Source organism: Marinomonas mediterranea MMB-1 (assembly GCF_000192865.1).
Taxonomy (GTDB): Bacteria; Pseudomonadota; Gammaproteobacteria; order Pseudomonadales; family Marinomonadaceae; genus Marinomonas; species Marinomonas mediterranea.
In genome coordinates this window covers 931654-947328 of the sequence record NC_015276.1, presented here as the reverse complement: position 1 = coordinate 947328, position 15675 = coordinate 931654, and the positions used below count along the sequence as shown (strand labels likewise).

The 15675-nt window shown below is 43.0% G+C and carries 12 protein-coding genes and 1 pseudogene; 7 read left to right on the top strand and 6 right to left on the bottom strand.

Features of this window, described 5'->3' with window-relative positions:
- Positions 1-65 precede the first annotated feature (65 nt).
- Positions 66-341: an FAD assembly factor SdhE gene (locus MARME_RS04395; RefSeq protein ID WP_013660048.1), complete on the bottom strand. Its 276-nt coding sequence runs from the start codon at positions 339-341 to the stop codon at positions 66-68.
- A gap of 178 nt (positions 342-519) precedes the next feature.
- On the opposite strand from MARME_RS04395, the gene ygfZ reads away from it, so the two are divergent.
- Positions 520-1437: a CAF17-like 4Fe-4S cluster assembly/insertion protein YgfZ gene (gene ygfZ / locus MARME_RS04390; protein ID WP_013660047.1), complete on the top strand. Its 918-nt coding sequence runs from the start codon at positions 520-522 to the stop codon at positions 1435-1437.
- 46 nt (positions 1438-1483) lie between these two features.
- Here the strand turns inward: ygfZ and MARME_RS04385 are convergent, their stop codons facing one another.
- Positions 1484-1846 (bottom strand): hypothetical protein, encoded by a 363-nt coding sequence (locus tag MARME_RS04385; protein WP_148230998.1) that lies wholly within the window; start codon positions 1844-1846, stop codon positions 1484-1486.
- Positions 1847-2060: 214 nt separating this feature from the next.
- Here MARME_RS04385 and MARME_RS04380 point away from each other — a divergent pair, with 214 nt between their 5' ends.
- The 3 genes from MARME_RS04380 (at position 2061) to MARME_RS04370 (ending at position 10529) form a co-directional block, all read left to right on the top strand.
- Entirely contained in the window at positions 2061-9056 is a 6996-nt protein-coding gene (locus MARME_RS04380) for a colicin E5-related ribonuclease (protein ID WP_013660045.1), read from the top strand.
- A gap of 7 nt (positions 9057-9063) precedes the next feature.
- Entirely contained in the window at positions 9064-9399 is a 336-nt protein-coding gene (locus MARME_RS04375) for a hypothetical protein (protein ID WP_013660044.1), read from the top strand.
- A gap of 161 nt (positions 9400-9560) precedes the next feature.
- Positions 9561-10529 carry a transposase gene (locus tag MARME_RS04370; protein WP_013660043.1) on the top strand — a complete coding sequence of 323 codons (969 nt, stop codon included), beginning with the start codon at positions 9561-9563 and terminating at the stop codon, positions 10527-10529.
- Positions 10530-10728: 199 nt separating this feature from the next.
- Here MARME_RS04370 and MARME_RS22255 read toward each other — a convergent pair whose 3' ends face one another.
- Positions 10729-10923, bottom strand: coding sequence for a type 2 periplasmic-binding domain-containing protein (locus tag MARME_RS22255; protein WP_049787750.1), 195 nt, complete (start codon positions 10921-10923; stop codon positions 10729-10731).
- Positions 10924-11044: 121 nt separating this feature from the next.
- Positions 11045-11317, bottom strand: coding sequence for a type 2 periplasmic-binding domain-containing protein (locus MARME_RS22250; protein ID WP_049787749.1), 273 nt, complete (start codon positions 11315-11317; stop codon positions 11045-11047).
- Positions 11318-11664: 347 nt separating this feature from the next.
- Here MARME_RS22250 and MARME_RS04360 point away from each other — a divergent pair, with 347 nt between their 5' ends.
- Together MARME_RS04360 and MARME_RS04355 are read left to right on the top strand one after the other, a co-directional pair.
- Entirely contained in the window at positions 11665-12747 is a 1083-nt protein-coding gene (locus MARME_RS04360) for a methyl-accepting chemotaxis protein (RefSeq protein WP_013660042.1), read from the top strand.
- Positions 12748-12871: 124 nt separating this feature from the next.
- Positions 12872-13168, top strand: coding sequence for a Dabb family protein (locus tag MARME_RS04355; RefSeq protein WP_013660041.1), 297 nt, complete (start codon positions 12872-12874; stop codon positions 13166-13168).
- Positions 13169-13288: 120 nt separating this feature from the next.
- Here the strand turns inward: MARME_RS04355 and MARME_RS22040 are convergent, their stop codons facing one another.
- Both MARME_RS22040 and MARME_RS04350 read right to left on the bottom strand, forming a co-directional pair.
- Positions 13289-13456 carry a hypothetical protein gene (locus tag MARME_RS22040; protein WP_223295009.1) on the bottom strand — a complete coding sequence of 56 codons (168 nt, stop codon included), beginning with the start codon at positions 13454-13456 and terminating at the stop codon, positions 13289-13291.
- A pseudogene (locus MARME_RS04350) lies at positions 13446-13841 on the bottom strand (IS256 family transposase); the annotation flags it as partial. The pseudogene MARME_RS04350 and the gene MARME_RS22040, both read right to left, overlap by 11 nt.
- A 995-nt stretch (positions 13842-14836) precedes the next feature.
- On the opposite strand from MARME_RS04350, the gene MARME_RS21315 reads away from it, so the two are divergent.
- On the top strand, positions 14837-15532 hold the full coding sequence (locus tag MARME_RS21315) for a TetR/AcrR family transcriptional regulator (RefSeq protein WP_049787748.1): 696 nt from the start codon (positions 14837-14839) through the stop codon (positions 15530-15532).
- Positions 15533-15675 lie beyond the last annotated feature (143 nt).

Genomic DNA, 15675 nt, shown 5'->3' with positions numbered 1-15675 from the left:
AGTCGAGCGTCACGATCAGGCAAATCAGTATAAGCAGCCAGATCGCAACGTCAAAGCGGGAAAACTTAAGCTTGATAGTTTTCAGGTTGAACTCGCGTCACAATAATATCCACGATACGAGCTAAGTCTGGATCTTCCGGCACTTCTTTTTGCATAAACCAAGGGAAGATTTCCTGATCTTCGCATTGGATCAGTTTATAAAAGCGTTTTTGATCTTCTTCGTCCAGAGTAAGAAAGACCTCGTCCAAGAAGGGTTCAAGCAATAAATCCAACTCAAGCATGCCTCGGCGGCAATGCCATTTAAGTCGTTTGAAGCCAATGGACTCTTTAGTTTCACTCATAGCAAATACTCTCTCTATCGATAGCGCATATTATAGCTGGCGAACCTCGACGCGAAAACCGCCTGCTATGATATTGATCAATTTAATCGTCTTAATCTTTTTCTACTGCCTGTTGTTGAAAAACAACCTCATTTACCCCATCTAGTTAGAACCATGTCCATTGCGCTTCGGAGACACCATGCAACTTGCCGACCTGTTAAACACTGTTTTACCCACTCACGCTGCTCGCTCACTGACAGAACTGGGCTTTATCCACGTTGAGGGCAAAGACGCACAGAAGTTTCTTCAAGGGCAAGTCACCGCAGATGTCTCCAAGGTAACAAGCGGAGCCAGCAGCTTTGGCGCGACCTGTACGCCCAAAGGTCGAGTGATCTCGAACTTTCTTATTTGTCAGGTCGCAGACGAGCAGTACCTTTTAACCTTGCACTCCTCATTGGTCGAAAAGACGCTGGCCCACTTTAAGAAGTACGCCGTGTTCTTTAAAGCCACTCTGACTGATGCTTCAGATACCTACGCGGCCTTTTCTGAATACGCTCGCTCTCTTGATAACGACGAGACGCCTCAGGATGAATACGCCCTGCTCCACCCGACACAAAAAATAGGAGATGTTCTTTCAATCCAATTGAACAACACCTATTTCAGTGAAACGCTTTCAATTGTTCCAGCTGAACATTTACAAGACAAAGCGACGACCAACGAAGAAGCACACCGAGTTATCTCCTTGCTTACATTGCGCCCGTTTATCGAACTAAAAGACAGCGAAGAGATCTTACCGCAATGGTTCAACATGCAACGCAACGGTTCCATTAGTTTCACCAAAGGTTGCTACACAGGCCAAGAAATCGTCGCCCGCATGAAATACCGAGGAAAGTCCAAAAAGCACATGGCACTTCTCAGTTCAGAATCTGAATTAACGACGGGAATGGACGTAGCCAATCAAGAAGGGAAAGTCATCGGCACACTGCATGACGTAGCCTCCTTTGACAGCAGCTATGTAGCACAAGCCATTCTCAATGTGGACCAGGAAGAGCTAGAGTTGGTAATGCTTGATGGTAAGGCAGCCGAGCTTCTAGCGCTGCCTTACGGGTTGGATTGATGATTAACCTAACAGAGAAACAGTTAGGTTAATTTCAGAACAAAGGCTATTCAGACAGGATTTCAACGCCATATAATTTACCGCCGTATGTCGCATGGCACTCAGTGTTGATCTCAATCATCACCTTTCTATTTTGCGCTTGTGCTGTTGCTGCGGCGGAATATAAAGCGTTAACAAAACTTTCGCCACTGGACCAATAACTCGCCATCTTTTGGTTATTCATAACGGTGCACGGTGTGTTAGGCGTTTCTTTAAAATGAAGTGTGACTTTATGACTGCCATTGTAATAGCGAGCTGCTTTTTCAAGCGTAAAGGGCCCGTACCACTTGTAGTTACCCACATTGGGGGTTGTCGCACTCGCATTAAAAGAAATCAGTAAAGCAACAAGGACTGTAAAAAATTTTATCATCTTCAATTCCATATTTTTCCTACTTAAAAATTAGAGCCGTTTTAGTCATTTGATCGGCTCGTTCCCTAGTTTGGCGCATTATTACATCTAACATTCTCTTACACAATATATCGAGTCTATTTACATTTGACGGTTTTTTGTCAGTATTGTGTTGAAAAAACACACGTTATTTGCGTTAATTGCCGCCATATTTTAACGATCTACAGGGATGAAGATGTTGCGCAGTATCGCTTCCAGTCTGTTTGTTTTTTTACTCTCACTCTCCTCAATCAGCACTTACGCTTCAGAATCTTGGGAAACAGGCGCGTATCGACTGCTTGAAGCAGACTACAATGGTGACGGGCTGGCAGATCTCATATTTGATCCCACCACTACGGTTCGTGTCACAACGACGCAAACAATAACGGTCAATCATCGTACTGGACGCGAGCCTATGGTCATGGTGAATGACAGTCAAGGCGGCTACTCGTTATTGCGCAATGCTGATCAATCCATAATTGACCGTTTATCATACAAATACGCTGATTATAAGTTGATTTACGGTGAACTTACGGAAGATGGGCTCAACGACATCGTGCTCCAACCGAAGTCCGATAATGGAAAGCTTTGGCTCGTTCAATCCGAGTTTAAAAACCAATATACAATTGACGGATACAATAGCTTCGAACTAAACAGTCATTCAATTTCTTATCTCTCCACCTCCGTTGAAATAACAGATGGCAAGCTGGTTATTGGCTCCAACTTACAAGGTTTATCGCCCGTTCCAATCCAAAAAATAGAAAAGCGTGTTGTCCTAGGAGACAACCAAATATGGGTTGAAGCGATACGCACCACTTCATCAAGCAATAATAACTACCGTATTTTATGGATCGATTATAATAACGATGGCAAGTCAGACATTCTGTTTGACCCCACCACGTTTGCTATCTCTCAAGCAGGTACTGTCAGCACCATCGTCCCCATCTCGACGGGGTACGAACGTGTGGTTTTGCTCAACGATGGTGATGGTGGCTTTACACTCGTTCGCAATGCCAACGAGGTTCCGCTGAAAGCGTCGACCACCAGTATCGCAGATTATAAATTGATCGAAGGCGACTTATCTGGCGACGCAAAGAATGACTTTGTCCTTCAGCCTGGCTCTGATTACGGACGACTCATTGTTGTGCAATCCGAATGGTCAACTGCGGCAGCTGCAACGGTTTACACGGCTGGGCAGCTTGATTTTAATCGCTTCGGTGCCGATACAATCGATCTTCATATCGCAAATGGCCAACTGTTCAGTTATTCAGAGCAGTTTAGCCAATCTACTGTCACAACCACTATAACGGATAATACGGTTCATTTAGGCCGTTATAAAACCTACTCCTCTACAGCACAAAGAATACCGGGAACAATAGACGGTAAAGCCGAGGTCGATGTGTCTGGCGCAGCTAGATATCGTATCCCTTTGGAGGTGGCCGCTGGTATTAATGGACTTAAGCCCAGTCTTTCCCTGTCGTACAACAGTAACCGTGGACGAGGCATTCTCGGTAAAGGCTGGGCCATTTCAGGCATTTCGTCCATCACTCGATGCCAGTCCAATTTGGCAGATGACGACAAAATCAGAGCGGTTAACCTAGATGATCAAGATCGATTCTGTCTTGATGGACAAAAGCTAAAAGTCGTCTCCGGCACCTATGGCAGCGTCAACTCTGAGTACCGCACACTTATTAATAACTTTGAAAAAGTTGTCTTTAAGGGGGAACATTGGGTTGTCTATGAAAAGAATGGAAACCAAAGGGTTTACGGTGCGACCGCCCATGCACGCGTTTCTGCAGAAGAAACGATTGTAAAATGGGCAATCAGCCAAAAGCGAGACGCCGCAAACAATACCATCGACTTTGATTATCTCCCAGATACAAAAGAGTCTACTTTCGTCCCCATAACGATCCGCTATGCCAACAAATCCATTCAATTTAAATACGAGCAAGTCGCCGCGACAAGCGTTGGGTATATGGCAGGCTCAGGCGTTCGTTGGACCAATAAAAACCGACTACAAAGTATTAAGATGCTTGGGGCAGATAACGCTTCCAACGCTCAAAAGGTATTTCGCACCTACCACTTTAGATATGAGAAAGGCTCCTTTGACAACGAAGATCTCTTAGCAAGCATTGAGTTATGTGGTCGAGACAAAGAGTGCTTTGTACCCACGCAGTTCAATTATGAATCGGGAGAGAAAGAAGCTCTGGCTGCATATCACAATGGTCAGGGTGCAAGTTTCGCTAACATAAAAAGTAAAACGCTGACCAGCAAAGGGTATCGCTACTTTCCCAATGTCGACTTAAATGGCGATGGCTACAAAGATATCCTATTAATTTCTCGATATGTCAACTCTCAAACGGCCACGACCTACTCTTGGTACGGTAAAAAAGCAGGCGGCTTTACATATAAAGGCACTCAGGGGGTTACAGGAAGCTATTCTGGTAGAACCTCAACTTATGAAGTATTTGACGCCAATGGCGATGGCAAAGACGACATTGTTGTCATTAGACAAGTTGGAAAAGCAAAAACCTACTCATGGCTTTCTAATGGCTCGGGTAAATTCAGCCTTGTCAGCTCACATAACGAAATAGGCAGTACCAGCGGGCGCTACTATCGTACTTTTGACGCAAATGGAGACGGCTTAAAAGATATTATAGAGTTTTACGCCAAAGGCAGCGGTCGTGCCGCAACGATCTGGAAAAGCAATAGAAACGGTACGTTTTCCTACTTTAAAAACACGACATACGTCGGGAGAAAAAACAGCCGTGATGACCGACCAATGGACGTTAATGGAGACGGCATCCTTGATATTGTGTATTTAGACAAGGCCGATGACAACGTCGAAGCCGTTACGTATAAAAACACCAATGGAAAATTCTCCCATAGTGGTACAACCCGAATCGGCAAAAAAGACAGCAAATACCTTCAAGCGGATCTAAACGGAGACGGCTTAACGGATTTCCTCGTGATATCCAAAAGCGGAAGCTCAGCAAAAGCAAAAAGCTGGCTGAATGACGGAAAAGGCAAGTTTATTGCCGTATTCGACATTAGCTCAGTGGGAGGCTGGAGCGACCGCCAATACTTTACGACAGATATCAATCGCGACGGCTCACAAGATCTGGTTGAAATCTATAAATGCGATAAGAATCGTTGCTTAACCACTTGGATAAATAACGGTGTTGGCTATTTTAACTGGCACAAAGGTGGAAAAAGTCTATCCAACTACGCCCGATACTACGGCGTTGATTCCAATGGAAATGGCTCATTAGACGTTGTCGGCATCAAAGAGCTATCCTCAAAAGTACGGGAAGGAACTGGTGAAGACAGAGAATGGGTCAATCACTACTACCCTCAATTTAAAACATGGCAAACACAATCTGATATCAACTTAAACAAATTGGCGTCTATTACAGACGGCCTTAGAAACGAAACTCACTTCGATTACACATCGATGGTGCATAACACCGTCTATAAGAAAAGCGGTAATAAGACTACGTTTCCTGTTCTCCCTGCGATTGCACCACGCTACCTCGTCTCTGAAATGAAGCAATCCGACGGAATTGGTGGCGAAAATACCTTCTCTTACCGTTATGAAGGTCTCATTTCTCACTTACAAGGCATTGGCAGCTTAGGGTTTAAAAAACGCCAGATTAGTGACCATACGAATAAACGCGCAACGGTTATCGAATACAGCCAAGATTGGCAAAACCGCACCTACGGTGCACCGTTACTTGAACGCACCTGTATTGAAGGTTCTGAAACGCTCTTTAGTTATACTGGCTTCGATTATTGTGGCGAGGGCAAAGGCCAGAAGATCAAGGAAGTAACGACCACTTGGGGAACCAACAAATCCTCTTCTGGCGTATATGCCTACCACCCAGCATCAAAAGTTACATCACTTTGGGATCAGAATGGAAATGAGATAAGCGCTCAAAAAACAGATGAAGAGAGCTATGACTTTACCCATGGCCTTGCTACAAAAGAAACGCTAACGACGGGTAAAGGCTTTAATGGCACAAATATCACCGACTCAGTACAAACGGAACAACGAGACTGGAGTTACCATATAACCAGCAGTTGGTTGATAAAGCCCGCTACTCTCAAAACAACGGTAGATATCACAGGCAATACGGATGCACGCACCGTTAACACGACAAATTGGAGCTACAACAGCACAGGCTTACTCGAACGAGTCATTAACGAACCAAACACTTCTGAAGAATTTATTACTGAATACCGTAACTTTGACCGTGGTCTTCCAAAAACCATCGAAGAACGCTGGAAAGCAAATGGCACAGCCAATGCCGGGCTCGACTTTACCTCTCGTACTGAAAAACGCACTTACGACGTCAACGGCTACCTAGCGACTCAAACCAATGCACTAGGTCACAAAGAGTCTTTCGAATACGACGGCAGCTTAGGCAAGCTAAATAAATATGAAAACGCGAACGGCCAAGAAACACATTATAAATACAATGGCGTCGGTTTTTTAAGCCAATTAATTGAACCCGCAACAACGACAGATTTCATTTATCAGTTTTGCGCTAGCGGTTGCTACGACAACATGTCGTACTCCGCCACCAAGACAACCCAAGGTCAGCCTACAAGTCAGACCTTCTATGACGCATTTGGGCGCGAACGCCTAACACGAACAAAGCTTTTATCTGGTAAATGGCGCTATACCAAACAAAGCTATAACGCCCATGGTCTTACTGAATCGAAATCCGTTCCATACCTAGAAGGAAACGAACCAGCCCTTCATGAATATGAATACGACCTTCTCGGTAAAGTAACACTTCACAACAAGCCAAAAAGTACTGCAAGTACAGAATACCAATACGAAGGTGCGCGAGTGACTCGTACCGAGCATTTCAACGGCAAATCGCTCACTACCATTGAAGAGCACAACGCACTCGGCCAAAAAACAGCGGTCAATGACGCATTAGGCAGTACCATACGCTATCAATACAACGGCCTTGGTCTACTCACTAAAACAACCAACGTCGACGGCAGCGAGATCAAGATTGATTACAACCGTTCTGGCCATCGAACCAAACTGGATGACCCAGATAAAGGCGTTATTAACTACACCGTCAATGCATTAGGGCTGGTTGCAAAAGAATCGCTTTCGGGTGCGACAAACCAATTCACCTTTGACAAACTAGGCCGGATGATCACCCGTACCACCAGCGAAGGCGTCGCGTCGTGGCAGTACGACCAAGGTAACAACGCAAAAGGTCTTGTATCGTCGGTTAACCAAGGCAGTTATTCCGAAACCTACGATTACGATGCATTAAGCCGATTGCATTCCAAATCCGTCACCTATGGCGATGGTCAAACCGCCCGTCAATCTTGGCAATATGGTTTGTATAACCGCCTAGATACCGTTACCTATCCTGGTAACTACGGCATCACCTACCAATACAACGACTACGGCTATTTAAAACAGATCCACAGAGCCGGAGATACGAGTGATGTCCATTGGCAAGCCCTGTCGATGGACGCATGGGGGAATGTCGATCAATACCTATTGGACGGCAGCCTCAAGACCGTTAAACAGTTTGATAAAGCCTCTGGACTTGTAAACAACATTCAAACCAGTTGGTTTGGCTTTGCTTCAACAAAAGTACAGGACGCACAGTACCAATACGACGATATCGGCAACTTGACCACTCGCACCCAATCTACTTGGTCGGACAGTAGCCACGGATATCAACAAACACAAAATGAAACCTACACCTACGACAAGCTGCACCGTCTAAGCGCTTGGACCGATCAGGCCGGCAGCCACACCATGCAATATGCCGCCAACGGCAATATTCTGAACAAACCGGGTATCGGCAGCTATCGTTATGGTCAACAAGAAAGTGGCTGTAGCGCCCTCCCCGGCCCTCATGCAGTCTCTTGGACTCAAAGCAAAGGAAACCTATGCTACGACGGTCGTGGCAACATGATCAGCGGTGGCGGTAAGACTCTGACTTACACCAGTTTTGACAAACCAAAAGTCATGATTCAAGGTGGCAGCCGCATCGAAGTGGCCTACGGTCCTGATCTAAGCCGCTACAAACGTACAGACAAAAAAGACGGTAAAGTCGCGACAACCACATGGTACATGGGCCATGAATTTGAGCGCGAACTGTCCGCGAATGGCAAGCTAACAGAGCGTCTTTACCTCGGTGATTTTGGCTTTGTGGAGCGGATTAAAAAAGCCGGTCAATCCGATGTATATGAACAAACTCGCTACTTGTTAAAAGACCACATCGGCTCAATCATCGGCATCGCCGAAGGCAACGGCTATGTCTTGCTTAGTCAATTCACCTACGACCCTTGGGGCAAGCGCTCTCAGGTCTACCACGACTTTGAGAACAAAGATCTACTCGACTTTACCCAAATAGGACGACTCGGTTTTACAGGCCATGAAATGCTCGACCCCGTCGGTTTGATCCATATGAATGGTCGAGTGTACGACCCTGAGCTTGCGCGGTTTGTCACGCCCGATCCTGTTGTCTCAGATCCGTATGATACTCAAGCGTTTAACCGCTATAGTTATGTGCATAACAGACCGACGAGTTTTACTGATCCGACAGGGTATTTTATACCCGCGCTCATCGGTATTGTAAGAGTAGCGGTTATTGCGGCTCCGTATGCGGTGAAACTGTATAAAGTATCTAAAAAAGCCTTGTCGACACTTCGAAAACAAGCACAGAAGCCTAAAAAGCCCGACTCTAAAACTGGCGGCAAAAACAACGAAGCTAGTAAGCCTGAGGATGGTCCTAAGCAGCCAAGTAAGAGCGAGTCAGCTTCTAAGAATGAGACCCCTGAGAAAAACCAAAAATCTTTGGAAGACAAATCTAAAGGGAATGGAGATAATGGGGTTGAGGGGAAGGATGGGGGTGAAGGTAGAGGTGGGGTTGGAAAGAAAGTAACGACTCAATTTGAAAAGAAAATTGAAAATCAGATGGGTAAACGAGGCTGGGATAAGGACAGTGTTAACAGTACAATTGATAACCCAAACAAAACTGTTTCGACAAGAGATACGCGATGGAATAGTGATGGCACTCGCCGCGATGACCCAGCTACAGCGTATATCCGCGAGGATGATCATTACGTTGTGCGTAATAATAATGACGGTACGATTGTTCAAATTTCAAATAGAAACAAAGCTGACTGGAAATCTCCATTTGAGTGAAACCAATATGACTGAAGCTGACTTGATATCATTATTCAATGATAAAGGTGTTTTTTGCGGTTCTGAGTTCATTGTGAATAGGGCGTACTGCGGTGATTTTCTGCAAGCAAGCAAATCTGCCGGATTTGCTGTGATAGGAATCGAAGGCTTCTATCTTCTTAAAGATGGAAGCTTAAAACCTAACCTAGATGAGATTGCAGACTTTTCTGATATTGAAGATGTTAATAATTTCGGCGAATACATTGAAGCTTGTTTTAAAGCTGCTAATCGTTTTGTAGTAAATATGAACTCCAATGGAGAAAGCGACGGTTATTGTTTTACATTAACTGATTTGGAAAGTTGAATCCTATAAGACATATATTTCTCTTATGAGACACCTAATCCTATAGGACATATATGGACGCTCCGGCTAAATCCTATAGGACACCCACTCATATTGACGGCATCAAAATAAGACTGTATAAATAACCAGTCTTAAACGTATTAAGGAAAAGGAATTTCCGTATGCCCCGCCCAAGAAGCCAACAAGTCAGTTTGTCTGATACTCCCTACTATCACTGCATTTCGAGATGTGTCCGTCGTGCTTTTCTTTGCGGAAAAGATGCTGTAACAGGCAAAGACTTCGAGCACCGTCGTGGTTGGATCGAAAATCGTCTTTTGTTTCTTGCTCAAGTGTTTGCGATTGATGTGTGTGCTTATGCTGTGATGAGCAATCATATTCACGTGGTTTTGCACGTGGACGAGAAAGAGGCCAAAGGCTGGACGACTCGTGAAGTCATTGAGCGATGGCACAAGTTACACAAAGGCACATTGTTTACTCAAAAATATATACGTGGTGAAGAGTTATCCAAGGCGGTACTGGAGATAATTGAGCTAACGGCTGAAACCTACCGAAAAAGGCTTATGGACATTAGTTGGTTTATGCGAGATCTAAGCGAGCCAATAGCAAGACAAGCTAATGTTGAAGACAGTTGCACTGGCAGATTCTGGGAAGGCCGTTTTAAATCGCAAGCGCTACTAGATGAATCAGCTCTCCTCGCTTGCATGGCTTACGTAGATTTAAACCCTTTAAGGGCTAAAATAGCAGACACACCGGAAAGCTCATACTTTACTAGCGTAAAAAAACGAGTTGAGTCAGCTAAGAAAGCGGAACAACCAAAGGAGCTCATACCCTTTATCGGTAACGAAAAAGAGAATCAACCTTCTGGAATTGCGTTCAAACTCAAAGACTACCTCGATCTTGTCGATCTAACGGGACGAATAATAAGAGAAGACAAGCGTGGTTCAATTGACCTTTCACTATCACCGATTTTACAAAGAGTAGGTATTTCACATGAGAATTGGCTGGAAATTTCCACCCAGTTTGAATCAAACTCAAGCAGCGCCGTCGGAGCGGAATCGAGTCTGACGCAATATTCGCGTTTAAACCCTAAAACCAGACCAAACCGAAGGTGCGCGAGACTGCTAGCCTAAATCGAAGCTATTCATTTCCTTCTTATGATAGATCAAACGCTAGAACGCTAGAACGCTAGAACGCTAGAACGCTAGAACGCTAGATAGTTTAATGAAGTCTTCGTTTGTGTAAAAACAAAAATTTGCTATCTTGTAAAAATAGAAGCTCTCGAACTACCTAAATGTAGTTAAAACCCAGTAAACCGCATTTTAACAAACGCTACTTTAACCAGTCTCTTGCTGTTTCATTAATGGCTACGACCGCTGGATTAGAGATACGCTGTTCGGTAGAGATGGCAAAAAACTGCTCGCGAATATCACTCGTGTTTCCAATAATCTCTACCTGATATTGCTTAGCGACTTCATGAGCAATGGCGGTAGGCACAATAAAAACGCCTGCACCGGCTTGCCCCAAACGCTTTCATCAAGGCGCCATCGTCAAATTCACCCGTAATTTTTGGATGGAGATGGTGTTTTTCAAACCATTGTAGTAATTGCGTTTGCACTAAAGATAAATCGCAGGGAATCAAGAATGGCTAGTTCTTTAAACCGTTAGGAAAATCCGATTTTAGTGTTTTCGCAAGCGGTGGAGCCGCCATAAAAGACACGCCACTTTCCCCTAATAAGTGATTAAAGCCTTTTACGCCTAAATGAACTGGAATTGGGCCATCGGCAATAATAAGGTCCAGCTTGTGTAGGGCTAACTCCCCTAATAAGCTTGAGAGACTATTCTCTTTGCAGATAAACCTGACAGGGTCTTCCAGCGACATAGCGGGCGCGAGTAGACGATAAGCAATAGACTTAGGCACCGCATCAGCAATGCCAACTCGTAAAACCTGAGTAGAGCCTGTAATTTAAATTGTGTATCTGCTTATAATTAAGCCAGTCATGGCTAAGGATAAGCAGATACACAATTTAAATTACAGACTCCTCCTTAGAGGTGAATCTGATATCAGGTTCACCTCTTTTTATCCTAAGAAAGCTCAACCTTGATCTATGTCGTCACTTATATGAAAAGCAATCAATGTTCGCTACCTACAATAAAACTATAAACTAGACGCTTTAGACTAATCTCCTATACACTTCTTCTAGAATTTTAGATCCGCATTTTTTACTATGTTCTCATAAAATTTGCTAGCTAACTAAGAGGAAAACTATGCTTGTATCACGCTCCAAGTTTGACGCGCTATCTGAACAATTTTTCGCTATAAAAGAAGAAAATAAAAAACTCTCGCAACAAATTAGCGAAATGAAATCGATGGAAGCAGAATCATCAGTTTCAAATACTGCGGTTCAATCTGAAGATGAGATCTTCGAGGGAGCGTTGTTAAATTCAACTGTGACCTGCCTTTTACAAGTAAACGGAATTCGTCAAAGCGTGCTCCAGTCTTTTCAGCAAATCGATGCTCAAAACAAATCGATCTCCGAGTTAAACACTCTTTTTGATGTTTCCTCAAATGCGTTGAAAAACATTGTTTCCGGGATGAATGACCTTACTAGCAACATGGAGTCCATGACGGGGAACATTTCTGGCTTATCGGTCATGGCAGGCAATATAAATACTTTTGTCACAACGATTTCTAAAATATCTGATCAAACTAACCTATTGGCTCTAAATGCCGCTATTGAAGCCGCTAGAGCAGGTGAAGCTGGGCGAGGCTTTAGTGTCGTTGCAGACGAAGTGCGTTCATTGGCCACAAACACCAATTCATCAGCAAGTGAAGTCGCTGAGTTAGTGACATCTATCATTGGTAGAACAGATGAAACAGTAGAGTCGGTCACTGAAATTCAAGAGAGTAATACCCTTCTATCGGAAGGCGTTGAGAAGCTAAATTCGGACTACAGTAATATTATTTCGTCTAGTAACTCGATGAAAGAAACAATCGAAGTTGCCTCAACCAAGACGTTTATACAAACCGTTAAACTTGACCATATCGTATGGAAAGGTGAAGTATACGCCGCGGCGTTAGGCATCTTAGATAAAAATGTGGACGACTTTGCCGATCACACTATGTGCCGATTGGGGCTTTGGTATCATGATGAAGGCCTTGAAAAATACGGAAAATCAAGCTCATTTAGACAATTAGACGAGCCACACAAAGAGGTTCATCGAAATGGTAAAGAAGCACTCGCTCTGGTTATGAGTGGACAAAAATCTGAAGCGATAAAATATTTTAAACAAATGGAAGATGCCAGTGTTCAAGTAATGTCTCTTTTAGACAGTTTGTCTATTGACTAGAGAGGCTCTACTCAGTCCCGCTAAGCTTCCTCTGAAACCTCTTTAAAAGGTCTACAAGGACGTAAGCCTTTACATAGTCCAAGATTGACATATCAATTTAGAAAAAAATAAGTGGTTAGAAAGGATGATTAGGCACATATTGCTAATAAAGTTTAAAAAAACATCATCAGACGCAGAGATTAACAAGCTTAAAGGCTTGTTCGAATCCATGCCTAGGAAAGTGGAAGGTGTCGAGTCAGTCGAATGGGGTATCAATGATAGCCCAGAAGGTAAGAACAAAAACTACACGCATTCCGTTTTAATGACGTTTTCTGACGAAGCTGGACGCCAGAACTACCTACCGCATACTGAGCATGAGGCGTTGAAACAAGTATTCGCTCCGTTGCTAGAAGATATCATTGTGTTTGACTATTCACTCTAAGAGCGTGCAAAAAATCGACCAAAAAATACTTGCAGGCCAACCCTTCGAGACCATAAGCCGACAAGTATTTTTACTTTTTTGAGACGTTAATGTATTTCCAAGAGCATCATTTTTAAAGCTTTATGGAATCACTTTTTCATTTCGGAAGTTATCAAAAATCTCATAAAACATGGACTCCGTTTCCACATACTCGTGAAAGCCAAACCGACGAGCCTTTGACCCATCTGCAATTAAATCATAATCCCACGAAAAAACAGCATCACCAAATTTCCAAGAAGATATCAGCATCGTACATTTCTTTGAAGGTTGCGACGATTTCTCGGGTAGTCATTCCTTTGGCATACAAGCTTAAGATCTTGTCGACCATCGATTGGAATCGAGTTTGATGCTTACGAACGATCTTGGGTTCAAAGGACGCGTCACGGTCACGGGGGATTTCTAACTGGATCTCACCATCGTCAGTAATTAGGCGTTTAGATGAGTAGCCATTTCGACTGTTACTATCGTTGGTCGGTGAGTGTTTTTCGTAGCCAAGGTGATCATCAAGTTCAGCATTTAAAGCTGTCTCAACCGTCACCTTGGTTAACATTTTCTTGAAGTCATCAAGATCCGAAGACGTCTTAATTGACTTAGCGTCTTCGCGAGCGAAGGCTTCTAAAGCTTTCTTATCCATATTGCTTATCCTTAGCCATGACTGGCTTAATTATAAGCAGATACACAATTTAAATTACAGGCTCTTCGATTTTAATGAGAGAGTAATAATTTATGAAAAGACTACACTTAACATTTTTACCTTTTTTCATTCGTTTTTTTATCTTACCCCGCTACATATCTCTTTGGGCTATATAAATATGAAGAAAACGATATCATACTAAAAATTCATTTTTATATTTCGTTTTTAGAATTTTTATTTACCCATTTTTAATGATCCTACCAACTTAATAGAACTAATTTAATTTTTTAAGTTAGTTTCTTTTTATTGAATCTGATACTACCTATGCTACTTGGATAAACTTATTTTTATTTAAAGTATTAAATAAATAATACAACTTCCCTACACGGACAGAGCAAAAATATGAATATTATTTAATCAACACCATCACTTTAAAGAGATATGTGCCACAAAAATACAGTCAGACAATACAGAACACCCATAACATTATTAACACGAATTTGATGACTCGCTAATCTCATTTAAGGAAGATGCAAACAGGTCCACTGGCTTCAGCGTGTGGATAACTTTTCTTAATTTGCGACAAGCTTCGCCGTCCAAAAAATCAACAGGTCAGTCTATCTAACACCCTCAACGACCCTAATTGTCTAAACTAAAAAGTTAAGATGTGCTCCCCATGTCTTTCTACACGGAGAAGACGCTGTAATCGGCAAAAGCTTCGTGCATCGTTGAATTTCTTACTCAGGTGTGTGCTTATGCCGTATATTGATTCAACTATGACGGTGTTGATGTTATGGTGAGAGATCAAAGTCGATAATCGGCCGTTTATTTCTGTTGAAAACAATCCAGTAAAAACCGCCATAAAATGAAACGTCAAATAGAAGCATGAGAAGCAAAAAATCAACCCGCTAATTTGTCGGGTATATACCCATAAGGCATATTAGACTAAGCTTGCCAGCCAACTATTCTTCAACTTTGCAAGACAGAAACCGTTAATGACCAAAAATACTCAACATTCATCTATGGACAATTCTATCTCGACTAAAAAAAGTCCTATAAAACGACGTTCGGCACAAGATTCAAAGGCAATGGATAAGCGCAATGCTATTTTAGATGCTGCGTTAGTTGAGTTCGCGGAGTTGGGTTTTGAAGGAACCAGCGCTCGACGCATAGGGAAACGGGCAAATGTCGATTTCACTCTGATTACGTATTATTTCAAGACCAAAGAAAACCTGTGGTTAGAAGTCATTTCTCGAGGCTATGAGAAATTAAAACAGCAATATCAGCAAATTGAGAGCCTTAGTTTAAACAATCTGACAGCCGCCCAAAGCCTTAAAATTAAGCTTGAATCAGGCTTTCGATTTGTGTGTGATAACCCAGAAATATTTCGCATTATGCAAGTCGCCTTCCAAGGCAATAATGATCGCGTAGATTGGCAGAATATCGGCTCTTTAGCCGAGCTTTATCAATCCCAAATTGATGATTTGATACAAGCCCAAGCAGATGGCGATGTGGTCTCTGGGGATCCTAGGCTACTCTTTAATATGATGGTCATAGCGATTAGAACCTTACTTTTTTCGGAAGGAGCGCTGCAACATACTTTAGGCCGCGACCCACGAGATCCAGAATTAATTAAGGAATTTTTGCAATTATTCGACCGAGTGTTTTTTAAAAATACCGAAAAAAACTAGTTTAACCGCTCTTTGCTACAAAATTTTCCTCACATTACTTTTCGATAAAACCGTTTCAACACCTTGCTGCGCTTGAGTCGCAGCCAGTTTGCTCATTACTAATGTCAAAATAAGATGACGATTACTTAGCTCGCCTTAGAGAA

Excerpts from the sequence above, each read along its gene's own strand:
- MARME_RS04380 (WP_013660045.1), top strand. The coding sequence starts at position 2,061 with ATGTTGCGCAGTATCGCTTCCAGTCTGTTTGTTTTTTTACTCTCACTC.
- MARME_RS04370 (WP_013660043.1), top strand. The coding sequence starts at position 9,561 with ATGCCCCGCCCAAGAAGCCAACAAGTCAGTTTGTCTGATACTCCCTAC.
- ygfZ (WP_013660047.1), top strand. The coding sequence starts at position 520 with ATGCAACTTGCCGACCTGTTAAACACTGTTTTACCCACTCACGCTGCT.
- MARME_RS04375 (WP_013660044.1), top strand. The coding sequence starts at position 9,064 with ATGACTGAAGCTGACTTGATATCATTATTCAATGATAAAGGTGTTTTT.
- MARME_RS04355 (WP_013660041.1), top strand. The coding sequence starts at position 12,872 with ATGATTAGGCACATATTGCTAATAAAGTTTAAAAAAACATCATCAGAC.
- MARME_RS04395 (WP_013660048.1), bottom strand. The coding sequence starts at position 341 with ATGAGTGAAACTAAAGAGTCCATTGGCTTCAAACGACTTAAATGGCAT.
- MARME_RS04360 (WP_013660042.1), top strand. The coding sequence starts at position 11,665 with ATGCTTGTATCACGCTCCAAGTTTGACGCGCTATCTGAACAATTTTTC.
- MARME_RS22040 (WP_223295009.1), bottom strand. The coding sequence starts at position 13,456 with ATGCTGATATCTTCTTGGAAATTTGGTGATGCTGTTTTTTCGTGGGAT.
- MARME_RS04385 (WP_148230998.1), bottom strand. The coding sequence starts at position 1,846 with ATGATAAAATTTTTTACAGTCCTTGTTGCTTTACTGATTTCTTTTAAT.
- MARME_RS21315 (WP_049787748.1), top strand. The coding sequence starts at position 14,837 with ATGACCAAAAATACTCAACATTCATCTATGGACAATTCTATCTCGACT.